This window comes from Ammoniphilus soli, assembly GCF_040813775.1.
The window spans coordinates 18,413-44,084 of record NZ_JBEGDL010000041.1 but is presented as its reverse complement, the minus strand read 5'-3'; the positions used below and the strand labels follow the sequence as shown (position 1 = coordinate 44,084).

The window sequence follows — 25,672 nt, the reverse complement described above, 5'->3', positions numbered from 1 at the left end:
GCCTGGAATCCCAATGGTTTCAGGCTTATTTGAAGTGCATGGTGTCAAACTCGAGCTTGGGTACCTTTCCTCGAAATAAACAGAGGTTCCTGATGTTGATATTCTCGAGTTGCTAAATATTCCTGTATGGCCGTTTTCGCGTTATCGCTTAAGGGAAAGTTTTTCGTTTTCCCGGTCTTTTTCTCTCTAAGGGTGATCCGGTCCTTTACTTTTCCTCCCTCATCAAGCACATCAGAAATGATTAGTTTCAGCAAGTCGCTCACACGAAGCCCACTATTGATTCCCAATACAACCAGACAATAGTCTCTCAAATTTCGTCTTTTGAGGATCTTTTTCATGGTTTCAATCTTTATACGGTCTCGAATCGGTTGAACAAACTCCATGACAACCTCCTGTTCTGTTTGATACTTGACTGGTAAAATTTGCGATATTTAAGTATCATTATTACCTATAATGACAGGTTGAAGTCGATGGTAACTTTGTACAACCCAATAATCACGTAAATAAGGGATTATCCAATGATACAAAACAGAATTGTGTATGATTCCAATTACAGCAAAATCAGATATCCGTCTAAAGACATCTGCTCATAAAGTGGCAGAGAGGGCTGCTCCTCTATATCTCCCAAATTTCTAATTGTTGTTCCCACAGTCAACATGTGTTGAGTAGACAGTGAGAACAAGCTGTACGATGTATCCACTCAAAATCAATCTTTACTTTATCAATTTAAAAACTTTTTTGATATCTCAATGTTATGATGTAATTTTTTAAAGGTTATAGCTTGCTTTCCAGTGTACCAAATTGATTCTAGATCTGAAGATAACTGAAATAACTTGAAGTGAACTGGGTAATCGATCTCACAACACTTGGCCTTTACAATATATCAACAATAATGAGATACGAGTATTTAGAAGTACTCCAATATCAAATTAAACGATGGATTTTGAAATATTGTTCTCTCATAAGTATAATATGCTATATCACCAGTGAGGTCTTTGTTTGTGTCCCAATCAATGAATTTGTTTAAAATTCTATCATCTGTTAAAAATTCATATAAAAAAGACAGTAGTTGGGATTTTGTATCTCCCCTACTTGATTGTAACAAGTTTATTTTTTCCTTCATAATTTTTTTCACTTTCTCTGTCAAGTAAGGACAATTTATAAAAACAAAAACCCACCATAATTCTCTATATAGCAAGATATTACTTTGGTTTGTCATTACAGATATTTTTTGTTCAATTAAATCTGCGACTTCTCTTTGGATTGTATTGAAATACTTGTTATTGTAATTTGAATACATTAAATAGTTTGCTGCTACTATAGGGTTATCTTGTTCAATGACTTTTTGCCATAAATACTCTTCAGTTGATATGGACAACTCTAAATTGTTTTTGCCAATAATCAATAGTAAATCAACAACATCAGGTAAATTAGCATTAAAAAATATATATTCATACTTCTTTAATACACCTTGTAATATAGACTTAAACCGCACTGAGTCTATCTCGTTTTCAAATAAATATTCAATACATATCAATTTGCGGGTATTTCTAAAAGTTGGAGCGAAAGAATAGATATAGAAAATAAAATCCAGCACCTTTTCTATTTCTTCATCTGTCACTTCAGGCCTAAATAAATTTTTATTATTTTCTCTCATTCTATTAAAAAGCGCACTAAATACATAGGATATAATTTTTTCTCTAAAATTAGGGTATTGAGATAATAGGTTTTGAAGTTCTTCTTTTAAGGAGGCAACATTTCTTAACTTCGTATAATTTTTTGCTTTTATATAATACTCTTTTTTTTCTTCTGAAGAATAAAAAGTCCTTTCTAAAAGTGTACTAACACATGATTTAGTTTTTCCCTTCCATTCATTCCAAAGATATGGAAGTTTTCCACTAATACTTTTTAGTTCATTGATTTTCAACTGATATTTAGAACTATATTGTATAAATAAATTTTGTATTTTTAGTAATTCGTTTTCCTCATTAGCGAATATATATATATCATCTATGTAACGGCACACTTCATAGTCTATTCCTTTTTTCATATCCGATAAAATTAGATTGTTGTATACTTCATAATCAATGTGTTGTAATAACATCTCTGCTATCATTCTGGAAAATTCCGGACCTACGATTATTCCATTTGAAATAGACGAATTAATTTGTTGTAACAATCTGTCAATCACACTGTATAAATGATTGTTTTTAAATTCCCTAGAGTCTATCGTATTATTAGAAATAATCCATTTAAATGTATGTGTATAAATGCTACCAAAACAATCTTTATAATCAATCTTAGCAAAATAACGAAATTGATTATTTAACTTAAACCATTGATCTGAATTGTAAAAATTCCCCAACATACCGCATGGTTTAATCTTATAGAAAATACCTGAGCCTTCTAATGCTTTTGTAAATTTATCTTTATGCTCACTATTGTCTTCATATTTTACTACTCCCTTAGAACTATTCTTATAAAACAAATCATTATTTCTATGATGGTAGCGTAAGGAAAAGTAAGAATTTTTCTTTAGATTATCGATAATTTCGTTATTATATAGTTTTGTAAAAAGAAAAATTTGCATTAATGAAAACGGATTTAAAATTGCTATCTCTCTTAAATCATTATTCCCTTTATTCACTTTATATTTTAGTGGAGTGGCATGCCAACCCCCATCAAACAATGAATTTTCAGGTGAAAATTTTGTTTTTAGCAATTCTTTTTCAAGAGCCTGAATTTCATTTTTCTTCGTCATTAAAAAATCATAAAAATAACGTAATGTAAATATGTTGCCTACTTCTACTGGTAATAACTCCGTTAGTAATATATCTAATTCATTTCGTTTGATATTCTTGATATCCATTGAATAACCACCTATTTTTATGTTACTCTTAAATAGAGAAAATTCTCATAGTAATTAGCCTGCTTTTTGGCATCATCGATTTTTACATAGCTGATTACACACATTATCGGATCTGGGTTACTCGGGTTCAGTTTCATCCCTAGTAAATCAATGTAGTCCCTGTAAGATAAAGAACTGTGGTTCTCATTTGAATTTCCTGCTTTATTCTTTCAAACTATAATCCAAAACGCTATTAAAAAAGGGGCTTGGACAACTCTAGAGGAGTCTAAGACCCCTTTTTTATGCCTTTACTTTAATTTTGTCACAATAAATCTTAACCAATTGACGGTACGATTTTTTTGAAACAGATATCGAACTGTCAAGTTTTCTTAGCATCTTTACCAGATGCATTTTTGTCCAACCAATATATGGGTGAAATATAATAGACTTATTATTATATAAACGATTTTTTAATAAGTAACCATCTGGTTTTTTCTTTAAAAAATATGGCAAGTAACCAATCTCAGCTTTAATTGTTTTAATTATCTCATAGGTGAAAAATTGTAATGTCTTCTCTTCAATTCTATCCCTTTCGGTAATAAAATGACGTAGTTCAGCATAATTAGATATAATCCCTATTACATCCCAATTTGAAATAGTTGAATAATTAGACTGGAAAGCATTATAGAATACTATCCTAGAACTCATAAAGAGCAAGCGCTGTCTAAAAAGTTCAATGTCTCCACTCCTCCTAAAATCTTGAATAATAGCTAACATTCTTCTCCGATATTTCTTTAATTTATTTTCAGCAATACCGTACTGAAAATAAGTTTTATCATCACCATTTTTTTTATATTTGAATAAGTAACCTAAATAATCAAATATAGTATCAGAACTTGAATTGCTACTTAGATATGAGATTTTTTTTGTATTTAATTCAACTGAACAATTAGAAAATACCTCTTCTATAGTCTCATTTATTATTTGTAACAGTTGATCTTGTTTTACGAACTGATTAAATATTAATAAACAGTCATCAACATATCTAGAGTAAAAAATTAGGCCCAGATTGTAACACCGTGACTTCAGCTTCAAATCAAATTCTCGAGATATAATCTCAATTAAGGCATTTGAAGTAGGTAAACCTGCTGAGCAATTATTAAAATTGTTAGCCAATTGTTCTAATAGATCTTTTTCATATCGATACAAATCACAATATTTAAGATACTTATCATAAATTTTTTTACCCGATACTCTTTGAAAGAAATCTTTAAAATCAAACTTAAAAATGACAAAATCACTCATACTATGAATTGCTTCCAAAATTGAAAAACATTCTTTCATTATATTTTTTCTATTTGGATATTTTATTTTAAATGTAGTATCTAGCCGTTTCTTTAAGTATTTTAAAGTAATATCTTCTATTGTTTTTTCATGAACACATACAACCTGTCTTTTTTTCTTTTGTTGTTTTATTATTAATTTGTTTATACCTTGTGTGAAATCTACCTGTTGAGATCGAACCTTATCAAATAGGATGTCCATTTGACTGTTTAGTATTTCATCTTCGTAACTACTAATAACGGATTGAAAAACCTCCTTCACAATTCACACCTCTTTCATGGCTTGTAGATTCTATTATTTCAATAAATGAAAAGTATAGGTAGAAAAATCATTCTAGGTTATTTTCAATGGAAGTTTTTTTAAATTAACTCGGTGAACCGTACTTTAATCTACATAGTTATCCCACTTATATGATAATAGTACCATATAAGTGTAGTTCGTATAGTATAGCTTGTTACGACCTTATAAAATTTTATCAACCCTCACGGATTGTTGCGATGATAAGGTTCCCTCCGAGTAATCCTAAACCCATTAGGTTCTTACGCTATATCCAGATAACTAATAGCACTATGTTGTACCTAATTAATATCAAGAACATCAGAATAGAATCAGGATGTATAACTTCAAACCAAAGTTTGTTTCATCAATGCAATCCCATAGATGGAAATTCCCTCAAACTAAATCACATGGAGTGAAATCTTTTTTAGAATGATACAAAACGGCATTATGTATGATTAGAATCCAAAGTAAGGACCTTTAAATCAAACATAAAACAGGGGGTACCTCTAAAGCCCCCTGTTTTATATGATATTTTACTTTGCATGGAAAGGTTCGATTTGATTGGCTATGACCCTATCGGCGGTATGCGGATGTCTAGCTCCGAAAACGCAGAAGAAGAAGGCAGACGAAAACAACCAATAGTGTACCCAAGCGTACTAAATAAAAAAACATTTCTGACAGGTTCTTCATCTCTTTGATCTCTTGCCAGCCTCTCTTAGGAACAAAATGACTTTTAGAATTTCAGTAAAATCTGTAGAAACCAAATAGTAAGCTCTTTAAAGAAAAAACTCACCTTGAGCGGCCAATCTTCCGCGGTGAGTTTCTTTTCTATCTTCTAGTACTCCTGTTTCTATTTTCAGCAGTTAATCCTACCTCGGTGCTATCTTCCATTCCCCATTTTCTTTGGTCAAGTGATAATCAGCGATTCTTGAAGGTGTCCCATCTTTCCAATTTAATTTCACTTTAACCATTGCCAGTTCACCATTAATATTTTCGCTTATCATTTCTACGTTTTTCAATTGTCCATTATGTGTATCTTTAGCCATATCCAAGTTCATATTCTTACCATTCATTTCGTAGATTCTAATTAAATCGCCTGAAACGTATTCTGTAGCTTTACTAAATTCCCCTTCATTGGCTAGTTCATAAAAGGTTGTTACGACTTCTGACGGGCTTTTAGAGGAACCGGTGGAAACCCATACCATGATGATGACAAGAATCCCAAGGAGACCAACCACCGGAATAAGGATCTTTTTCAAAAGTAACTACTTCCTTCCTTTATAGCTTGATGAACTGCTCCGGATCAATCGGCTTTCCATCTTTACGTATTTCAAAATGTAAATGAGGTCCGGTAGATCGTCCGGTACTTCCGATGAATCCAACCAATTGTCCAGCCTTGACGGTTGTACCTGGCTCGACTGCAATTTTAGATAAATGTCCGTAAAGGGCTTGAACCCCATTCCCATAGTCCACAATCACGGTATTCCCATAGCCCCCACGCCACCCGGCGTAACTGACTTTACCAGTGGTAATGGATACAGCAGGCTCACCTTCGGGAGCCGCTAAATCAATCCCCGTATGCTTTTCCTCATTTTTCAGGGTCGGATGGATTCGGAATCCAAAATCTGAACTGACCCGGTAGCCTGTAGGAACAGGATTGACTAGACCATTTCCTGCATCCATTTGAACTACCTGTGGGACTTTTACATACCGTTCGGCGTAACTCATCACTTCCATCACATAGTCCTCACTATGATTGTAGGCGTAGATCGCCTCACGAATTCGGCCCTCCGCGGCACCATTTGCCGCAAGATATTTGGCCGCTGAATAAATAGCATCTACCGGATTATAGGGGTCAGCTTTTCCGTCGCCATCCCCGTCTACTCCATAACCGCCTCCTTTGGCGATTACAGATGGATCTGAAATATCAATAGGGATTGTGATCTTCCCGAGAGGCGTATGAGGATACTTCCACCCTGCCCATGTCGCAGGCATAAACTGCATGGCCCCCACAGCACCCGCAGAACTAACAGATACATTCGTGCTGAATGTCGTTTCCACACGGTGGTGAGCGGCTAACAGATTCCAAGGAACTCCGTATTGGGCTTCTGCTGCTTTGTAGATGGGGATGAAGTTAGCAGGGATCTCATGGGCCCCAAACTCTGAGATTGTACCACCAACGATTCCTACCGTTCCCGGTTCCCTCTGGAAGAAAAACATCATGGGAGCCAGAATAAAAGGGACCATCAAAAGTAAAAGAATCACGATTCCAATTGGGCCTAATTTCGCAAGGGCAATTCCTCCCTGAACCCACCTTCCTGATGATACACTCCCGTTATTGGCCATATGACACCTCTACTCCATCCACGAACCACTTGTCGTTTACTTGTTTTAAACGAACCATATAAACCGCTTCGCTTGCTAATTTTTGTGTTTTTCCATTAACTTGCACGGTTTCTGTTTTTCTTACGGCGATATCCCAAATCATCTGTTGAGGAGGATGATCTCCTTCCACGACATAGGCATCTAAGATCTGTACGTCCCGCTGTATCAACTCTGCTTTTTCTCTCGCCGGAACGCCGCCTGTGAGCTGAATATATTCCGGTGTCATGAGGGGAAGACTTTTCTCCAGGTTTTGCCCTAGTTTTTGATGATGATAAGAGAAATAGATCAACACAAAGGTTTTAGCTACTTCCAAGGATTCGGCTTGTTGTCTTTTGATGTTTTCATTGTCTTCGTTCGTTTCTACCTTAGACGGCTTGACGGATACTTCCGGTTTCGGGGCCGGAGATGCAACAGGAGTAACCGGTTCTGATGACTCACCATTGAATAGAGCATGGAAATCGACAAATCGACTGAGCAAGACGATCAACCCGATGAGGAAGAGAGCTTTTAATGTATTCGCCATACCCAATCCCTCACTTGGCTAGTTGCAAGACGGGTTTTTGTTCAACCACGAATGGATCTTTTTTGTTCTCCGCCTCTTTAAGACCCAGCATGTTCTTTTCATCCGGACTCGCTTGGGTTCGCATCTCAATGCGTTTCGTAGAACAGACATGCACACAGTATCCTTGCTGTTTGCCACGTCCCAAGACTCTGAGCTCTTTATCTGAGAAATTCATAAACTTCGAGAGCTCTTGAATATCATGCTCCGACATCCGCATGAAGGTTTTAATAAAGGCGTTGTTGTAAATCGCGGTTCCGTGCTTGCCAATCGTTAAAAAGTCATCCACATTTTGGGTTGCCGTAGTCAAAAATCCCCCATATTTTCGAATACGCTTGGCAATTTCACGTAAGAATTCCATCGTTTGCTGATTCTTTTCATCCGCTAGAAGCCACGCTTCATCCACATACATTCCCATGAGTTCTTCCCGGTCAATTTTGATTTCCTCCCAAATTTCTTTCAACAACAAGTCCATTAACGGGCGTTTGACTTCATCACCAAGTTCATGAATATCTAAAATAATAATTTGGCTTTGCATATCCCAGTTCGTTTGGCCATTAAACATCGTGGCATAGGCCCCCTCTACATAAGGGTATAGCGAGGCTACAAAGTTCTCCATGGCCGGATAGAAGTGTTCTTTTACGACTTGGACCAAATCAGAAAGCGTCGGAAATACCGATGGTAGTTTACGAGATTGATAGTCTAGCCCCGCTTGGTTATAGCACATTTGAATCGCCTGTAAGAGATTCGCTTTTTCTAAGGGGGATAGGTCTGGCACAATCCAGTGGAAGAAAGACATCATGGAACCAATTTTTTTTCTTAAGTACTGCCCCACATCGTTCACGCCATCGAGTTTTTCATCATCGGAATCCACAATGGTCGAGCGAATATGAAAAGGATTCGTGGTAAAACGACTTCCGAGCGCAAATGTAATGCGCAGAGAGTTTTCAAAGAAGTATTCCCGTTCTGGGTCAATCACTAGGATCCGGTTGCTCCTTCCGGAGGTCGCATGTCGCAGAATATCCAACCGTAGATAATAGGACTTCCCGGAACCGGATTCTCCAAAGACCACTTCATTGGGATTATGAAAGAGGACACGATTGTATCGGTCATAAATGACCGGACTTCCTGTTTTGGCATTAAATCCTTTAAATACTCCTTCATTATGATTCAGCTCGCTCGAATTAAACGGAAGAATAGATGCCACCACCGACGATTGCATGGACCAGTAAATCTTCGCTTCCAAATCGATTTTGTGATAGGCCATCGGCAGCGTATACCACATGAGTTCGTGTCCTTGGTGGCGGAGCTTACGGGCTTTTAATTTGGAACTGGATACCGCCGTAATCAAGCGCTTTTCCGCATGGATCAATTCCTCTTTGGACTCTGCACGGACACAAAGAAGAAAGGAAGCATCAAGCACCTGTTCACTGTCATTTTGGATCTCTTCTAACAGCATCAGCTGACTTTCCCGTTCCTTCTCATATTTTAGCTTATACATCGGTGGCAATTTTCCCACCAACTTCGCTTCTAACTCTTGAATTTTGGCGTTCGTCGATTTCGTAAGCTTGGCTTTATCTCCCACCATCAAACTGATACATAAATCGAGATGCACTTTGGTATTCAAAATTCGTTGGAGCCATCCAGGAGAAACCTCCTCCGGAAAATGAGAGAAGCTGAAAAAGCTATAAAAGAGGTCATCCATTTCATAATAAGACCCGTGATCGATAATAGAGGTTGGGGCGAGATTCATGATGTTCATATCGGAGTCATAGGGTTGGAGATGGGACGTGATCGGATTCAGCTTTTCATAGATGACTTTCTTGATTTCATCCCCTTTCATCATGACAACACTCATTCCGCCGTCATGCAGGTATTCCATCAAAGAACCGGTTAAATCCCGGAGTTCATCGGCAAATTTGGGATATTTACTCTCTAGGGTGAAATAAAACTTATGGACATTACGAGAATAATGCACGTGATCTCTTAAAAAGGCTCTCTTTCCTTGAATTCTTTCGATTGAGTATGTATCCGCCACCGCAGCAGCTTCCTGTTCTTTTTCATTCAGATAACCAAAATAGGCTTCCATATCAATTTTTTCTGAACTGATTAGAATTTGCGCTCTTTGATTGAGCTCCAGCGCATTTAAACATCCTTGAATCGCCTCAATGGCTTTGAGCAAATCTTCTTCAGAAAGCAAATCAATATTAATAGGATCCACAACTTTTAATACGGCTTTATATTTCTTCGATTCATAAATCAAATCATCCACCGCGTGAATCGGCATTTTCTCCCGCTTGATCTGACTTTTTTTATTTTTTCGTTTTAAAAAGTCGAAGTTGAATCTGAAGAGATTCTTGCCGAGCATCTTCATCCCCCCAAACCGGCTCTATGATTTTTTTGCTACATAGCCATTTCATATAATCATTCAAAAAGGAAAAATTCAGTTTCCCCGTCTTTTCATCCGTTTGAAAGGCGAAGTGAGGCAGAATCACTGCTAGAACCAGCATGACAAATTGAGCTTGAGGATAAGGGATTTCAAACGCTAAGGCCGATAGAACCAAAACCGTCGGTGTATAATAGACCCATCCTTGGAATTCAAGACCGAGAAAGCTCAATCCTCTTTTAACATTTCGCGGAATTTTATATTTCACCGCCCTACCTCCCTGCGTTTTGCATGACCAATTTGTAAAATGCGAGCCTTCCCATTCCTACTGCACCACTTCCGGTTCCAGTTGAATAAAGGAACTGTCGGAGCGTATGGGGTCCGCGAATCGCGACTACAGCCCCTGCGATCGATCCACAAATCCCTAGTAGCGTTCCTGTTGCGCTCCACTGAAGCATGAGATAGGCTAGCAACACATGAATGCATTGTGTAAAAATCACCGAGATGGCTTCCACCCAATAATTCGCATACACCTCCGAGCGATTGGTATAGCAAGTGGCCGCTAAGGGACCCATGATGAGTACAATCGCCAAGTCAACATAACGGACAGCACCCGCAATGGAGAATATGAGAAAAGCAATGGCCCACATGAGCGTCATAAAAATGATTTTTCCTGTTTCTTGGGTTAGTCCAGACGGTGCAAATAGATGGATAATCTCTAGTGAGGACATATCCACCTGGATGCCGAGGCCTGTGATGGATTGGACAATGGCATTATTGATTTCAATGAGGAAATTCTTGATGATATACGGCGTGGCAAATATCAATGCGGTAGAAATCGCTGCACTCCCGATAATCTCTGCCCAGTTGGCTTCCCCTTCCATGAGGGCTTCCCCTTTTAAAGCGTCCATAATTCGCTTCAGTAAGAAGATCATCATGAGAACCCCAGCAGCCCACTGTGACCATTCGATTAACGTATCCAAATTGGGAATTTTGTTTAAATCCGTGATGGCAATCACATATTCACCCAAAAAATCAAAGGCCGCTGACGCCGCCTCGGTAGCCAAATTCGCGAATAATTCTCGAATGGCTTCGTTAAATTTGTCAACGGGGTCAAACCAATTACTTACGTTCCCGAACACTGCCTCATCTCCACCATCCGGTGTCGAAGTAGTTGAATCAAATTGATTTGTCTCTGTCGGCATGATTCATTCCCTCCTCTCTCCTCTTAAACTCCCCCTCCAAACAAGCCCCATATGTATTTTCCTAGCCAGGTCGCTCCACCCGCGATGGCAGCCCCAATGACGACTCTGCCCATACGATCTTTGATATGTTTGGTTTCCACTCCATCATCCGCTTTCGCAAGCAGGATCCCCCCGATAACCAGCGTAACCACCAAGATACCGGGAACCAAAAACATCATCCAGGAAGCTAAATCATCCAGCAGGCTTTTTAAAGCACTAATAAACGGCGGCATGTCCATCCTCTCCCTTCCTTCTTTTTTATTTTATATTCCCAATTTTAGTATATAGTGTTCACGAACACACAACAAGCGAAAAAGGAACCATTTTCCAATTAGTAGAAATGGCCTAAAATGGATAGTTTGGGTTTCTTTTCCTACCCCTTAACCATTTGATACCAGTCGCTAGCCCGAGGAAGAAGAGGAGAACAAATAAAATCAGCCAACATACGGTGATTAAGTCGATCCTGGCGATGGATTCATAAAAAATTTCTGTCACTTGGTTTTCGAAATGCTGGTGAATTTGATCCATACGGGTTCCCGGCTTCGCTATCAGCTTGGTGATCAAATAAAACGGAAGAAAGACGGTCCAAGGACACAAAAACGCGACAGTGAATACCAAAGCCAGGAGTTTGATCCCTTTCCATATCATCTCTTTCTCCTCCATCGCACATTTCATGTTTTAACAGATACAAACGATTTGGCTTCTTGCTGTCCTCTGTGGCCTTTTCATGTCCTTACCTGTTCAACTTTATTGGGTTTCGTCCTCATCCTCCGTGGGATGGAGCAGCGATTCAAACACCGTCTTGATCAAGATATATTCATCATCCTCTCGCTCGTTTACAAAAATGCAAATCGCAAGCTCCAGCGTATTTCCCACCTGTAGGTTGTATTTCTTCGTATATTCATTAATCGCTTCTCTTGAATCCATACTTAAACGGAAATGCCGGGATAATCTCTTCCCCTCCCAAAAAGAAGGTTCTTTCATCCCTTTCAGTTCCTTCATTCGCTGGCTAAATAAATGATGAGTCAACCTTGGATAAGATTCCTCCTGATCCCATAGCTGTTGAAGCATGCACTCTAATAACTGGTAGGAGTGTAGTTCGGGAAGATTCTTGACAACCCGAGGGTTTATCGGTTCTTTCAAGAACAAGAGGGCATAAGCTAAAGCACTCTTACTCGTACCATACACATTAGAGCAAGCATCAAATAACTGGATATGAAATTTAGAAATTCTATATCCTTTAGACGGATACCCTCCTTTGGGCTGTCTTGGCACATCTTTTCCCCCTTGATTCAGTTGGTTATGATTAGTGTAATGGATTATTTGTGCACTTGCACACACCTTTTTTCAAACATTCACTCAAGAGAAGGAAAGGGGTTTTTTCTTCTCTGGTTTAGATAGATCTGTCTCTTCCTCCACCCCTTTCGTTGTACCTTTGCTGACATCCACCTCGAATGTCAAGGATTTGGGTTTCTTCGGTTCGGGAATACACGTCTCTTCCGCTTCCTCCGGCTTTTCTATAATAGGTTCTTTACCAGCTGCAACCTCAAGGGCAAAAACCGAGACCTCTTCCTTTACCCTCAGAATATCTTCCTCTTCGACCACTGCTACTTCCTCAGGCTTTTTCGGTATCCTTTCTTCTTTCCCGGCAACCTCGAATGTCAAAGATTTTATTTCGTTCTTTGGTTCCGGAATGCTTTCCTTTTTGCTAGTTTCCTCCACCACTTTTAGGTGTAAAGGAAAAATAGGTTCATCTCTCCTTACCAAAAGATCATGGTTCCAATGTGTGGTCTCGAGGTCTGCCCACCGCTTTTGCTTGTAATAAAAATACTTTTTCAGTTTAACCGGGTACTGTCCACGCTGAAAAACGATCACCTCGTCTTTGAGCTTTTGCAATTCATCCGGGTTCACCAAAGACCGACCAATAAAAGAGGTACTCCGACTTTCAGATAAGCCATGCTGGGTACTAGATTCAGAGGTAGAGTTAATCATGAGCGTCGTTTGCCCGAGCTTCTGAGAAAAATATTTGGCCGTTTCTTCATCATTCGTTCCTAAAAATACAATCGTATCGGAACTAGCGAGGATTTCGGACCAACGTTTATGATCATATCGATTTTGGAACTGGGTCAAGGATTGTAAAATAGGCACCACCGATATTCCACGTGAACGCATGGTAGAGACTTTACGTTCAAAATCGTTGATCGCCGCAATATTGGCAAACTCATCTAAGATGAAGCGGACGGAAATCGAAAGTCTGCCTTTGGGACTCTGGTCGGCCTGCCGATACAGTTGATCAAAGAGTTGATCAATTAACATCGAGGGAATGAGATCAAAGGTAGAATCCGAATCCGGAATTAGTAAGTATAAAACCGTCTTTTTCATCCCTAATTGATTCAAATCAAAATCACTAGCCTTGGTAAGCTGGGCTACATTCTCACTGACCCATAATTGCAAGCGTACCCCAAACCCAATGAGAATCCCTGCCCTCGTTTTGTCTTCGGCGAGACGGAAAATATCATAACAGGCTTTAGCTGTTGAGGTATATGGGAGGGCATCAAATAAGGCATCCAGCTGCTTCTGTTCTCGGCCAATGGTAGTGCCCAGATAAAGAACATTTCGTAAATGTTGTTCTTCCTTGGGCTGGGTCTCCTTCAGATAGAGGATGAGCGCGGCTAAATAATTCATTTCCGCATTCTCCCACATTTTGTCCCCTTTGCTTATCCCCGTCGATTGCACCACTTTTTTAGCCAGTTTCATCGCATCGTCCGAGGTATGGACATAATCTAGCGGATTATAACGGTGAGATTTTTTCATATCGAGTAAATTAAAAACAATTACATCATATCCAAGCTTTTGTACATGTTTCGCCGTCTGATTATACAACTCTCCCTTGGGATCCGTAGCGACCAGTGACTCCCCTACTTTTTCCGCAATATGTAGAATGTTGGGGATGGAATACCCCGCTGATTTCCCCGTACCTGAGCCCCCAAAGGTGGTGATAATTTGGTTTAAGGGAGAATTCAACGGATGAACGGCCAGCTTTCTATTCTTTTCCCCCAGAACAAAGCCGATCTCATCCTTCATTAAGGCTTGGGTATATTCCTTTTTATTAGCCCACCTGGCCGTACCATGGGAACCATAAGAGGACGCCTCCTGCTTTTCGACCGGCATTTTCTTTTTAAAGAATCCGGAGACAAAGTATCCATAGGCCACCCACACGATCGCTTGGAACGGAAAACTAAAGAACGTGTCATGGATGGCTTGATGCACGGCCGAGTGATCCCCACCCCACACTAAAATATCCAACGCCTCCATAGGATGTTGCATAACTTCTTTGGCTTTCTCCACCCCTGGTTGTCTCAACACACGGAAATGTTCAGCTAAGATAATCAAATACCCGGCAAAAAAATCAAGTACAGCTCCTAAACCGAACAACAACCCACATTTGATAAACCATGCTTTCATCAACGGTCCCTCCCTCGGTCGGCTTCTCGTTTGGAAGCTCGTTCCGCTTGGTTTCGTGCCCTTTGATTTAACCGTTCTCCTTCTTGAACCCATTTTGAGATAATCGAAGATAATTCCTTTCCCACTTGAACCCATTCCCTCGCTTCTTCCCGGTCCTCCTTTGCCATTTCACGCTCCATTTGCCTTTCTCGTCGTTCCTGGTTCAAGATTTCATCACGCCCTGTGAAGCGATGAATTTCCTTCTTGAGTTCCAAAATATCCTCTTTAATGTTGATATGAAGCCTTCGGCCGTTTCCGAAATCATCTCGACCCACGGATTTAACCACCAGATGAATATGAGGGTGATCGGATTTCAAATGGACTGCACCTACCCATTCCAGCTTCATTCCCTTTTCCAGTTCTAACTTCTGCATGAAGACCCGGGCCACCTCCTTCATCCTCCCCTCATTCAGACCCAGCTTCTCGTAATCTTCCCCGCGAAAACTGATCACGAATTTATGGATCTTCACCGAGGAGTGATGCTGTAAGGCTCGATCATGTTGAACACTTTGCTCAAGCGCCTTATAATCCGTCACACGGTCCTTTTGCTTATCAAAAAAACCTTTCATCTCTTTTTCGTATCCTTGTTCTTGGGAACGAAAACCAATGTATTTTAAATGAGGACCGACTTTTTCTGCGTTCTTTTCCGTCGACATTTTCACAAACGCCCGCAAATCTCCCATGATCTTACTCTCGGTTTACTTCTTTATTCGTTTTCTTACGCTCCTCTATGACGGCTTTTCGAACCAACTGCTTGACATCATGGGCAGTATGACCGGTTTGCTGAGCGAGCATCTCAGCCACAACCGTGAGGATCATCGACACTTCTAACTCCGTTTTATAGATTCCCGTTGCAATTCGATTTTCGAAACTTTGAAGCGTTTTTCTCATTAATTGTTCGAGTATAGGGGCATACACTTGGTCTATTCTTTCTTGCGCGGTATGTTGTAAATACTGTTTAATAGCCACATTGACCAGCTGATTTCGGGTGGTATTTTGCTCTTTGGATCTCTTTTGTAATTCGGTATCCAATTCCGGTGGAATACGAACGGAAAAAGTCACAGTTGACATCATGAACACATCCTTTCCCTTACTTTTCTTAATTTTAACATAAATTGGTTCATTTTTCCATTTTCAGTGAACACAAATCGAGCCAAGCACAGCATGGCTCTTCGAGATGCTGGTGCATCTCTTTATCCTGCATTACGCTAAGTTTACTTCGTAAACCGCGTCATGATGGCGAACGCGGGCCCAAAAACAGGACCGCTTCGCCATGGTGGGTCTCTCCGAAGCTCAACAGCTACAGATTTACTCCAGAGCTAGGCTGCCCACGACTGCACCTCACCCTTTCCCTCCACCACACAGCAAAAAGCGAACATAGGCCATGATCATCGGTCATGTTCTTTTGCCTCCGGCGGCCCTCTGGGAGCCAGAAACCTGACGTTACTGGACTTCGCTTGACAACACTCAACCTACTTCGAAACATCATCAAACGAGATAGATACTTGTGACCGTATTACTGCTCAGTTCGGTGCTGTAGCTACTTCATTTTTCTTTTTTATATGGAATAAAAGAGAGTAAAATGACGAACAAAAGAAATAGTCAATGGAATCAGGACGGATTAAAATGAAAGGAAGATAGATTTTTTTGCACGAAAAAAAGAAAGAGTAGAAAATGGCATGTTCTTTAAGTTAAATATAACTTCTATTTTTAATACCCATTCTTAAAAACCATTAGGATCATGACCAAGTCGGCTGAAACCCAAGTGTAGCAAGGATTGTGAAATGGTCGTCAAAACAATCCATAATGCCCATTCTAGAATGTACAAGTCAATTTCTTATATTCACATCTTTAATTCTATAATCCACAATGACCTTCACTAATCTCCACAGATTTTACAGATAAAAAGGCATAAAAAAAGGAAGAGAACATGATGTTCATGTCCTCTTCATGGCAAATTTCCACGGGTTGAAAGGGAGTAGAAGGGTTTGACAGGTCATTTCTTTTCTAGCAACACAAATAGACCGCGTATCTTTATATTTTTAAAAAAGGCGGTCTTAAACGTTTTCTAACCAATGATAAAAGACAAAGGAGGTTTTTGCCTCTCGAGGTGGTGGTAAATGACTTGAAATTTAAGAGGGTCAACCCTTTTATCATAGTAGGTCTGAACAAATTCTTCCGCTAGTACAGTCCTATAATTTTGGGGCGGGTTTTATTAATTTCGCAAGACAGCACGGAGGATATTCGAAAGCCAACGCGATCGCCTTTTCTCAGATGATGGCACAAAAGTACGGATGGGACAGCTATGGCGATGTGGGCTACGTTGATCATGTCTTTCGGTATATCCAAGGAAAAGCTAGTAATCTAAAGTCCAATGCCTACGTGTTTATCCAACCCACCAGGGGCAGTTAACGTCCCCTTTTGGCTATCGATATGACCCGTTCACCGGGATCTTCGAACTACATCAAGGCATAGACATCGCCGGGGAAGATCCCGTGCGGTCAAAGCTGGGAAAATCATCCGGGCAGGTTGGGAAAATCCAAAGAATCACCAGCAGGGCTACGGGGAACGTGTCATGACGATCACGGAAACGGAATGGTAACCGTATATGGACACCTTTCCCAAATTATCGTGTAGGAAGGACAAACGGTGAAAATCGCAGATATCATTGGAAACGTGGGCTCCACCGGTTCTACCACGGGGTTACACCTGCATTTTGAAATCCGGGAAAACAACCGACCGGTTGATCCTACACCTTTTTATGGAGTGAGGGAAGTATGAAAAAGTGGATGCGTATCACCCCGATTACGATCCTGGTTCTCTCCATCCTTTTGATGGCTTCCTTATGGACGGGAATCAACAGCCATAAAAAATACGAACAAGCGGCAGACACGAACATAGTGGCAAACATTAAACAAGCTGGACAAACCTTTTTAGAGGCGCTATTTCATCGCTCCGATTCACGAGACAGAAATGTGAAGTCCAACCTCATCATCCAAGAGTTGATTTATAATAAAACCGATACTACTCATGCTTTGAGCCAACTTTGACCAAATCATTACCGTTCAAACCGTACAATCCAAAACACTCACCCATATGATCCTTGAATTGACGTTTGAAAAGGGAAAGTGGCTCGTGCATGACTTTCACATCAACAAGGTTTTTTAAGGTAGTGATCCATTGGATAAAGAAACGGTGGAAGATTGGAGAGAAAAAAAGCCGAAAAATGGCTAAAAAGAATGGACTGGATGATACAACAAGTGTGGCGGATGATCCTGCCTATCGGAATCGGCTTCCTTGGATCTGCAGCATCGTTTCACATGATTTATATGGCTATGAGGGTTGTTGAAACATCCACCTTACTTGAAATAAGAGCATGACCGAAGGAAAAAAAGAAATCAAAGCTAACGTACATTATCCCCTGACATTTTTTGATGTCAGGGGATATTTTTCCACTTTCAAAAATTATTGGTGAGATCCTCAACGTTACTTCCCCGCCTAATCTCTTCCTGAACAGAAAATACTTTCATTTCTCACAATCTCCATTCGTATCTCCTTTTCGTAATATCTTCAAAAAAGCCATTAACATAAGACTTATTTATCTATCAATCATTTGCCCCCTACTTTTTTAAGGGTCCAATAAAATTTAGCAACCGTAAATACGTATGTTTGAACTCATCGCTATAAGATGGATCAGGTCTTTAACGTATGATTTTTATCTATCTTACTTCTAATCAAAGATTTTCCGAGGTGAACTTGTGTTCGCTTTTATGGACATAGCCCTCCCTTCTCCATCATAGAATAAAATATAAACCCGGTACACAGTTAATGTGTACCGGGGATATTATGTGGAAATTAGGTGTGGAAATGAATGGAGCAGGAGATAAGCATAGGGTTAGAAAAGTCAGAAGTGATCGTAAACGCCAAATCCAACCGGTAATTTCTGTAGAATTCTATGATTGTTTGGCGCGCATTTCGTTTATTACTACAACCCCGATTAAGAACGTTGGAGAGACTTTATGTATAGAAGGGTTACGTTCCCAAAAGGTAATCCATCAACTTTCTTCTTATTTTAGAAGGGACTATCCGTTTCATAATGATTTTGGTGATCTCATCCTATATCCCGGTGATAGCACACGTATGCCTATAACAGTAGACCGTGGAGAAGGTGAAACATCCAGAATATCCATTCGATTTCTCCAAGAACAACACGATCGATTAAGTCAGTTAGCCTACTCATTAGACTTAACGATATCCAGTGCTACCACTCTCTTGTTAGAAAGAGCATTATATATGGATATCGGACTAGAATATATCGAAAAACATATCCAATCTAACATTGATAATCAACGAATGGAGCAACTTCAAGAAGTTTTACTATATATGAACAAATATCAAACACCAGACGACAAAATCACTATTCCTAAGTTAGTAGCCTACCTAGCAAAACAAGCTTACAGTAAAACCAAGAAAGTACATCAATATCTAGAGGAGTGGATCGATCAATTTACAGAATGATCCACTTATTTGCCTTTCTTTACATTCAGTGCATCCCTTTTCCATGAATCATTGATTTGTTTTCCAATTTTAATAGCTTGTTCTTTCGTCATTTTAACAGCCATTGCTAACACCCTTTCAGGATTAATTTTTATGTCTTCATTGTTGGCATGAACTTTAATTTTCAAACGTGCTTTCGCGTTATTTTGTTAACAGCATTTCAAGAATACAAATTCAACTAACCAAAGCTTACTTTTTGGAGATGCTGTTTCATTTCGTATCCTTCAATTCGCTAAGTATAATTATAGCGTGATCATAGCTAACGTAATCTTAAGTACAAGGCTCTTCACCATGTTTAGTGGATAAGTAACTTCCTTCCCAGAGCTAGACTGACCTCCACATACTCATCAGTCTTTCCCTCCGCTACAAAGTTGAAATCCGAACAATATACCAAATGTCATCGGTCATCTTCTTTTACCGCCGGCGGCCCTCTGGAAGCTAGAAATCTGACGTTTCTGGACTTCTTGTTCACCGACGCAAGGCTCGAGATGTAGACGTTATGTGGAATCTCCTCTATGTCAACTCCTTATCCTCCCATTACTGCACGGTCTAGCATTATTAACACACGACTGTTGTTGAGTTGTTAAATAGCAGTAAAAAATGAAAGATCGAAAGAAATAGAAAATCGGGAAAAACCGCAGTAATAGCTCACGAAAAAGTCAATGAAACTATCGTATGCCCTTGACTTAACCGCAACTCCCTTTTAATTAGAAAGTACAATTCAACAGTCAGATATCGTTTCTGACTATATCGAACACTACATTTATGAAGAATTAGTTGCCAATAGATTAGACCAATTAAAACAAGTCGTCTCCTATATTAATAAAAACAGCCCTGTTCAACATACGACTATATCTTAGATCATCAACTTAATTTGGGAAAACATGAAAAAACCGTACCCAAACAGTTAAACAGGCTTTCCATCATTAGTTGGATGAATATATTAACTAATACACTCTTTCCTTTTATTATTAAGTGGGCTTTTCTTCCAAGAATCATTAGCTTGTTGTGCATTTTTTATTGCTTGATCCTGTGTCATTTTGATTCCCATAAATTTCTTCGCTTTTTTCAAATTTCTATAGAACCATTATTGTAATCCCACATAAATAGTACCATATTATTTCACTATCTAACCCGTTGGCGGAACAAGTTCTGATGCAAACCCCGATCAAACAAAAAAGACCCTTACCTCTGGTTTAGTAGGGTCACTCAATTTTATACAGCTCCGGGATCCATATCACTAGAACAATCACTCATAGTACCCACCAATTTCGTACTCCTATCGATAGCGATCCCTCCTTCAGCTAAGCTTGACGCTTTGACAACCGCTATCGATCCAAATCGTTCTCGGATATCATCAACAGCATAGGCCAAGCTCCGCTTCTTTTCCTTCGATCAAAAACTAAACATATCCAGTTGAATCTCTTCATCAGTACATAAATTCGATAAGCAGACATAGAGATTCCTGACATCGGTACCCGGCACATAAAACTTTTCAAATAGTTTCAGGCAGACATCGTATACCTCGTCCTCAAAGTTCGTTGGTATTTGGATACTCATGGAACGAGAAAATCCTCCTGAAACCTCCTTTGAGTAGCCCATCCCGAGTGAAATAGTCCGCCCGGCCAACTGTCCTTTCTGCCCCTACTAGTCACATAGTTCACGTATGACTATTTTTATTTCTGATGGTTTGCATAATCTCGTAGTAACGTGATCCCGTTTCCGTAGCTTTTATGTGAATCACAATAATTAGGAGTAACCGAAGAAAGATCGATTCCCCGGCGTGATTGTATAACTGAACCCCCATAATTCCGAAACGCTTTTACAATATGGAAACATCAAAATTGGCAAGATGTCATACGGTTCTGATCCCTTTTTTTCCATCCGAGATCCAATACCCCACATTTCTTTCAGGAACCGGCATAGTTTTTCAGGAAAATCCTCATATTTCTACTCTGTGATACCTTCTGGCGTTTTCTTGGCTTCAATATCTAGGCAAACTTTGGCCACTAGCATGTTAGGTCCTATCCCTACCGACACGGGGATTCTGAGCTCCTCCAAATTTATTTCTTGATCTGTCTTGCCACTGTCCATTTATCCCCGAAGAGTTTCTCCGTTCCGGTGACATCACTCCATGCTTCGTCCACGGAATATTGAAAAATGATTTCATAAGGTAAAACCGGTTAAAAATTTTTGTTAACTTCATACTGAAAATTCAGATACTTATCCATCTGGGCCTTCACGACTTTAATTCTAGGATCCTTGGGAAGTTCAAAATTTCGAGAAACGTTCTTCACACCAAAATCACGCTTTAAGGCTACAGAGGCAAACAAAATGGAGCCCTACTTTCCGGATCCCCTACAACCGCGAGATAGGTTGTGAGTGGATCTAGTCCCAAACTCGAACAATGGGCGGAGGCATAAAAGCTTTTTGCATCGAGTAAAAGAATGGAACGATTAGGCAACTTGCTGTAATCAAATCTAGATGTAGTCACTTATCATCACCCCTAAGCACACATAATAAAGTGCACGGTTCTAAACACTCCGATGAATTTCGCCAAGATAATGGGTTCCATTGTTGGATTCTCTGACTGCAATGATCTTTCTCTTTGAAGAAACTTTTACAGCTAGCCTCCCCTTCTTCTGTCATGACAATCACAATCTCCCCGTTCTTTGCATCGGACTGGCTGTCTATCAATCGCAAAGTCTCCATCTAATATTCCCGCATCAATCATACTGTTTCCAACAACACGAAGCATATAAACCTCATCACTGCCAATCATTCTCTCAGGAAGTACAAAATATTTCTCCATATCCTTTACCGCAAAGATGGGTTGACCAACCGTGACTTCCCTAAGACATAGATTTGAACAGTGTTGGAGTTATAAATTCCGGTTCATTGTCAGGCTCAAGGAGTTCTAACGCCCGAGGTTTGGTTGGATCTCAGCAGATAAGACCTTTCTCTTCTAAACGGGATAAATGGCCATAGACCGTAGAGCTGGAGGCTAAACATACAGCCTCACCTATATCACAAACCGATGGTGGATAGCCCTTGTCTAGCACTTCCTCTTGATGAAATCTAAAATAGCGTTCTGTCTGTTTGTTAATTCAACCTTTTCACTATCCTATTTACGAACAATTATTCCTGTTTATGTAATAACACAAAACATTTGTTCCTATTTAAAGAAGTAATCAAACAGAAGTTGGAGACTGCCCAAGCTTTTACAAGTAAAAAAACATACAAGAAATTTAAAGCACAATTGAAACTCACAACGGTGAGGTTGATTTGATTTTTAGCTTTGGAAAAGTAAATTCCCTTTCCTTTTTTTCTAGTTTAATATTATCCATTATTTCTTCCGAATTCGTAGTATTCTAGAGAATAAATTTTATATAAGAGAATTCTCTATTTTGTTTTCCATCTCCAAACTACGAATTTCCAGAATTCTTTTCGAATCTATTCACTTCCTTCGAATTTTCGTTCTGTAAAATCGAGACATTATTTTCTTCGAAGGAATTCTCTGTGGATTTCTATAGAAATAAGTTTTTCTATGGAATTCTTTGTTCTGGTTTATGATTTTCTGAAGAATTCTTATCTATACTTAACTAGAACTGACTTCCACCAAGTCTCTTACTTTTGAATTCGAGAGAATTCTTAGTTGCGTTGTGGCACACCTATAGAATTCTAATAGGAATTCTCTCGCAGGAATTTTGTACTACAGAATTCTTTTGTTTATTTTTAGTGATTATATCTATATATAAAATACAGTTTAACTAAACCAGGGAATTCTGAAGAATATAAATTATACGAGGGAATTCTTTCAAGAAAGATTACGGGGATTCAAGTTTGTTATCTCAATGCGTTAAGAATTCTTTGGAAACCTACTGTATTCCTTAGAATTCTAATTTCATGTTCTTATTTCTCAACGCTCAAAGATATAGGCTATATGATTTTCAACCTCCAATATCCTAATAATGCTACATGGTTTTACTAACTGTGTTCGACTAGACTAATTTATATCTGCATCAGATTTGAACCAGAACTATAAAATTCTCAAGTGAATGGAGATCTATTTAAAGTAATACTTAGAATTCCACAGAAAAATTTTAGTTCTTTGCGAATTCTATTAGGAATTCTATAGTTTTTTTGTTTAATTTTAGTATAAAATAAAGAAAAACATATTGTTTTTCCAAAAATCAATGGAAGGGAGGCACTTGTATGGAAGAAGTCATTGTAGATAAACAACATATAGTTGACTTAGAGCAAGAAAACGAACTAAAACAGCGTCTCCTGGATGAATTTAAAGACGATGTCTTATTTAAACTCATCTGCGAGAAAAAGAAAGAACAAGAACTCCTTAGAAAAGCAACTTTTTGGTTAGATACTAGCAAATTCTACAGCACTAGTGAGTTAGCGGGTAACCTAGGGTATAAAAGTTCCAGCAATATACGACAAATCATTAAAGTGACCAAAAAATATATAAACCCTGATGATACAGCAAACGTATACCGGTTTGATTATAGAGGCGCTTTTAAACTCTTGATGATAGACATTTTAAAAGAAGAAATGAAGATCCCAACCATAGCGGAGTATGTGGCTAAAAGTTTGGGTTACCAAAACGAAGAGTATGACGCAAACGACGAATTACTCGATCGCATGGATGAAATGGAGAAAAATCAGCAACATCTCATTCGGACTATAAATGAACTTTTTGAAGTGGACGGTCAAGGTAAGATTTCCGTTAAATCTAAATTTCTCGTTGCAGCTCTTCAGTCTAACGCACTTCAACTTCCAGAACAAACGTTAACTAGACTTGAGGATAAGATCACTGAGTACAGAGAAAAGCACAATGAAGTTGAAAATGAGTTAAAGCAAGAAATTACAACTCTTCGAAAAGAGAATGAATCGCTAGCCAAAGAGGTAGACGTTAAGTTTGCTAAAGAACTAGAGCTACAACGTAAAAAAGACGCAGCATTAAGAAAAGAAGCCTTGATTAAATGGTCTGAAAAGCCAGATTCAGAACGATTCCTAAAAAAAGGTTTTTTTCGGAGAGTAGAGAACTTGGTTGCAATGGAAGAATTTATACAAAAGTACATAGAGGAATATGGCAATAAATAATAGATGGAACCTGGCCCAGCCAGGTTTTTTATTTTTTAAAAAAGAGATCGATAGATTGTACTATCGATCTCTGTACGATTAAAAATTATCATCTAGATCATCTAGGTCCATTAAATCGGCCGCTTTTTGCGATCCTTCGATATCATCTACCAAATCATCAAATCCAATATTTTGACGGGTATGGGTTAATTTCTTTTTTGTAGTGAAGAAATCGTCAAATTCATCTAAACCTGCGGTTGCAATCTCTTGTTGTGCTTTTCTTTGTTCTTCTTCAATGGATTCCCATTCATTCTTTTCTTCCAATAACTGATGAATCCGAACAGGAGCTTCTGCCACCACCGCTAATCCGTAAAATAATATCTCCTGTAGATGACGACTCTTCGAAATGGCTTGGTTCACTTTTGTATTTAATAACTCGGAAGCATGTCCATAGACGGCATCAGCAATCTTAGGGGATATATTTTTCCCTTCCGGATAAATAACGGCAATAGCACCCGCCAGCGCTTTATCAAAACGATAATCGGCAAGAACCTCGTTATCTTTAAATAGTCTCGTTATTTCAGCTTCAAAATTTATAGAATCTTCATTGTCAATGGTTAAATCATTCATTTTGGAGATAGATAACCAGCCAGGAGTCGATAATGTAGACAACAGCTCTGTTTTATCGAATACGCTACGTCCTCCTAAGAGTGGTAATGTACAAATTTCAAATAATGTACTGGCCACTACCATATTTGAGTACGAACGAGCGTCTATCTCCATTCCTTGTGTGGTGGTTAAGGGATCATTATAGTAATCCGAAATCTTTTGATTATCCATTACTAATACTGAACCGATTTTACGTTCACGCATCAATTGACTGAGTACATTAATACCAGCTAAGGCATTTTTCCGGAAAGCAGAACCTTTTTCATCCTTTGATGGAAGAGAGCAAATCACACCTAGCGGGATCTTATTGCCATCGCTTGTGGGAATAGCACGACGACTACGAATTTGAGATAAATAACTCAAAGCAACCTTTAAAGCCCCGTTACCGGTACCACCGCCTAAAGAAACACACACCCACACAAACTCTGCATTTTGAATATCCTGTTCCACGGCTATCAGTTTATAAGTGTCTTTGTTTTCAACAGCGATCTCGTAACCCAATTGAGCGTTCTTATCTGTACCCTCAAGGGCTGGGTATCCTGTATGTTTGGTTTCAATACGCCTTTCATCAGGAATCAAACCACGATGTTCGTTCATATCAGATTTAGATGAGTTTAACAGAAAAGTCGGGAATCCGAATCGAGATAGTTCGGCAGCAATACGACCACCACCTTGTCCAAGTCCAACGATTGCTTGAGAAGGAAAACGACTAAACTCTGATTCTAATTCGCTGGACAGAACATGACGAGATAATAACGCCTTTAAAGCACCTAAATTTTTTAGAGAATCTATTGATTTCATGT

The 25,672-nt window shown here is 39.1% G+C and carries 28 protein-coding genes and 1 pseudogene; 6 read left to right on the top strand and 23 right to left on the bottom strand.

Translation table 11 applies throughout. The features are described from left to right. Positions 1–44 precede the first annotated feature (44 nt). The 15 genes from ABLT31_RS33570 to ABLT31_RS33500 form a co-directional block, all read right to left on the bottom strand. Complete coding sequence (locus ABLT31_RS33570; protein ID WP_367759930.1) at positions 45–383, bottom strand: tyrosine-type recombinase/integrase; 339 nt, start codon at positions 381–383, stop codon at positions 45–47. Positions 384–907: 524 nt separating this feature from the next. Next, complete coding sequence (locus ABLT31_RS33565; RefSeq protein WP_367759928.1) at positions 908–2,869, bottom strand: reverse transcriptase domain-containing protein; 1,962 nt, start codon at positions 2,867–2,869, stop codon at positions 908–910. A 279-nt stretch (positions 2,870–3,148) separates the two neighbouring features. Next, entirely contained in the window at positions 3,149–4,453 is a 1,305-nt protein-coding gene (locus ABLT31_RS33560; protein ID WP_367759926.1) for a reverse transcriptase domain-containing protein, read from the bottom strand. Positions 4,454–5,340: 887 nt separating this feature from the next. Beyond that, on the bottom strand, positions 5,341–5,730 hold the full coding sequence (locus ABLT31_RS33555) for a DUF4878 domain-containing protein (RefSeq protein ID WP_367759924.1): 390 nt from the start codon (positions 5,728–5,730) through the stop codon (positions 5,341–5,343). Positions 5,731–5,749: 19 nt separating this feature from the next. After that, the gene (locus tag ABLT31_RS33550; RefSeq protein WP_367759922.1) at positions 5,750–6,817 is read right to left on the bottom strand and encodes a peptidoglycan DD-metalloendopeptidase family protein; all 1,068 of its coding nucleotides are present in this window, start codon (positions 6,815–6,817) and stop codon (positions 5,750–5,752) included. Next, the gene (locus tag ABLT31_RS33545; protein WP_367759920.1) at positions 6,807–7,379 is read right to left on the bottom strand and encodes a hypothetical protein; all 573 of its coding nucleotides are present in this window, start codon (positions 7,377–7,379) and stop codon (positions 6,807–6,809) included. The genes ABLT31_RS33550 and ABLT31_RS33545 overlap by 11 nt, the downstream gene beginning before the upstream one ends. Before the next feature lie 10 nt (positions 7,380–7,389). Then, the gene (locus ABLT31_RS33540) at positions 7,390–9,783 is read right to left on the bottom strand and encodes a VirB4 family type IV secretion system protein (RefSeq protein WP_367759918.1); all 2,394 of its coding nucleotides are present in this window, start codon (positions 9,781–9,783) and stop codon (positions 7,390–7,392) included. Continuing rightward, positions 9,728–10,069 carry a hypothetical protein gene (locus ABLT31_RS33535; RefSeq protein WP_367759916.1) on the bottom strand — a complete coding sequence of 114 codons (342 nt, stop codon included), beginning with the start codon at positions 10,067–10,069 and terminating at the stop codon, positions 9,728–9,730. Before ABLT31_RS33535 ends, ABLT31_RS33540 begins: the two co-directional genes overlap by 56 nt. Before the next feature lie 4 nt (positions 10,070–10,073). Beyond that, positions 10,074–11,006, bottom strand: coding sequence for a conjugal transfer protein TrbL family protein (locus ABLT31_RS33530; protein ID WP_367759914.1), 933 nt, complete (start codon positions 11,004–11,006; stop codon positions 10,074–10,076). A 23-nt stretch (positions 11,007–11,029) separates the two neighbouring features. After that, entirely contained in the window at positions 11,030–11,278 is a 249-nt protein-coding gene (locus ABLT31_RS33525) for a hypothetical protein (protein WP_367759912.1), read from the bottom strand. A 112-nt stretch (positions 11,279–11,390) separates the two neighbouring features. Then, positions 11,391–11,693, bottom strand: coding sequence for a hypothetical protein (locus tag ABLT31_RS33520; protein ID WP_367759911.1), 303 nt, complete (start codon positions 11,691–11,693; stop codon positions 11,391–11,393). Positions 11,694–11,792: 99 nt separating this feature from the next. Then, complete coding sequence (locus tag ABLT31_RS33515) at positions 11,793–12,320, bottom strand: hypothetical protein (protein ID WP_367759909.1); 528 nt, start codon at positions 12,318–12,320, stop codon at positions 11,793–11,795. An 84-nt stretch (positions 12,321–12,404) separates the two neighbouring features. Beyond that, positions 12,405–14,510, bottom strand: a complete 2,106-nt coding sequence (locus ABLT31_RS33510) for a VirD4-like conjugal transfer protein, CD1115 family (RefSeq protein ID WP_367759907.1) — start codon at positions 14,508–14,510, stop codon at positions 12,405–12,407. Beyond that, positions 14,510–15,232: a relaxase/mobilization nuclease domain-containing protein gene (locus tag ABLT31_RS33505; protein WP_367759905.1), complete on the bottom strand. Its 723-nt coding sequence runs from the start codon at positions 15,230–15,232 to the stop codon at positions 14,510–14,512. Before ABLT31_RS33505 ends, ABLT31_RS33510 begins: the two co-directional genes overlap by 1 nt. A 4-nt stretch (positions 15,233–15,236) precedes the next feature. Beyond that, the gene (locus ABLT31_RS33500) at positions 15,237–15,620 is read right to left on the bottom strand and encodes a hypothetical protein (protein ID WP_367759903.1); all 384 of its coding nucleotides are present in this window, start codon (positions 15,618–15,620) and stop codon (positions 15,237–15,239) included. Between the two features lie 1,101 nt (positions 15,621–16,721). On the opposite strand from ABLT31_RS33500, the gene ABLT31_RS39095 reads away from it, so the two are divergent. The 5 genes from ABLT31_RS39095 to ABLT31_RS33470 all read left to right on the top strand — a co-directional run bounded on the left by ABLT31_RS39095 (position 16,722) and on the right by ABLT31_RS33470 (position 19,067). Then, entirely contained in the window at positions 16,722–16,961 is a 240-nt protein-coding gene (locus tag ABLT31_RS39095) for a lysozyme family protein (protein ID WP_462976570.1), read from the top strand. 237 nt (positions 16,962–17,198) lie between these two features. Next, positions 17,199–17,330 (top strand): M23 family metallopeptidase, encoded by a 132-nt coding sequence (locus tag ABLT31_RS33485; protein WP_367759899.1) that lies wholly within the window; start codon positions 17,199–17,201, stop codon positions 17,328–17,330. Continuing rightward, positions 17,327–17,599 carry a hypothetical protein gene (locus ABLT31_RS33480; RefSeq protein WP_367759898.1) on the top strand — a complete coding sequence of 91 codons (273 nt, stop codon included), beginning with the start codon at positions 17,327–17,329 and terminating at the stop codon, positions 17,597–17,599. Before ABLT31_RS33485 ends, ABLT31_RS33480 begins: the two co-directional genes overlap by 4 nt. Before the next feature lie 176 nt (positions 17,600–17,775). Next, positions 17,776–17,898 carry a hypothetical protein gene (locus tag ABLT31_RS33475; RefSeq protein ID WP_367759896.1) on the top strand — a complete coding sequence of 41 codons (123 nt, stop codon included), beginning with the start codon at positions 17,776–17,778 and terminating at the stop codon, positions 17,896–17,898. 497 nt (positions 17,899–18,395) lie between these two features. Next, a complete protein-coding gene (locus ABLT31_RS33470; protein ID WP_367759894.1) occupies positions 18,396–19,067 on the top strand; it encodes a hypothetical protein in 672 nt (223 codons plus the stop codon). Between the two features lie 5 nt (positions 19,068–19,072). Here the strand turns inward: ABLT31_RS33470 and ABLT31_RS33465 are convergent, their stop codons facing one another. The 7 genes and pseudogenes from ABLT31_RS33465 to lexA all read right to left on the bottom strand — a co-directional run bounded on the left by ABLT31_RS33465 (position 19,073) and on the right by lexA (position 22,191). Then, on the bottom strand, positions 19,073–19,234 hold the full coding sequence (locus tag ABLT31_RS33465; protein WP_367759892.1) for a hypothetical protein: 162 nt from the start codon (positions 19,232–19,234) through the stop codon (positions 19,073–19,075). Between the two features lie 1,087 nt (positions 19,235–20,321). Continuing rightward, positions 20,322–20,480, bottom strand: coding sequence for a hypothetical protein (locus ABLT31_RS33460; protein ID WP_367759890.1), 159 nt, complete (start codon positions 20,478–20,480; stop codon positions 20,322–20,324). A 21-nt stretch (positions 20,481–20,501) separates the two neighbouring features. Then, positions 20,502–20,708, bottom strand: coding sequence for a DinB/UmuC family translesion DNA polymerase (locus tag ABLT31_RS33455; protein ID WP_462976569.1), 207 nt, complete (start codon positions 20,706–20,708; stop codon positions 20,502–20,504). Between the two features lie 348 nt (positions 20,709–21,056). Next, complete coding sequence (locus ABLT31_RS33450; protein ID WP_367759887.1) at positions 21,057–21,200, bottom strand: hypothetical protein; 144 nt, start codon at positions 21,198–21,200, stop codon at positions 21,057–21,059. Continuing rightward, a complete protein-coding gene (locus ABLT31_RS33445) occupies positions 21,170–21,253 on the bottom strand; it encodes a hypothetical protein (protein WP_367759936.1) in 84 nt (27 codons plus the stop codon). Before ABLT31_RS33445 ends, ABLT31_RS33450 begins: the two co-directional genes overlap by 31 nt. Before the next feature lie 170 nt (positions 21,254–21,423). After that, a complete protein-coding gene (locus ABLT31_RS33440) occupies positions 21,424–21,600 on the bottom strand; it encodes a hypothetical protein (protein ID WP_367759885.1) in 177 nt (58 codons plus the stop codon). A 12-nt stretch (positions 21,601–21,612) separates the two neighbouring features. Continuing rightward, positions 21,613–22,191 (bottom strand): annotated as a pseudogene (gene lexA / locus ABLT31_RS33435) (transcriptional repressor LexA). 1,130 nt (positions 22,192–23,321) lie between these two features. Between lexA and ABLT31_RS33430 the strand changes: the two are divergent. Then, positions 23,322–24,221 (top strand): hypothetical protein, encoded by a 900-nt coding sequence (locus ABLT31_RS33430; protein ID WP_367759883.1) that lies wholly within the window; start codon positions 23,322–23,324, stop codon positions 24,219–24,221. Between the two features lie 78 nt (positions 24,222–24,299). Here ABLT31_RS33430 and ABLT31_RS33425 read toward each other — a convergent pair whose 3' ends face one another. After that, positions 24,300–25,670, bottom strand: a complete 1,371-nt coding sequence (locus ABLT31_RS33425) for an FtsZ/tubulin family protein (protein ID WP_367759881.1) — start codon at positions 25,668–25,670, stop codon at positions 24,300–24,302. Positions 25,671–25,672: the final 2 nt, after the last annotated feature.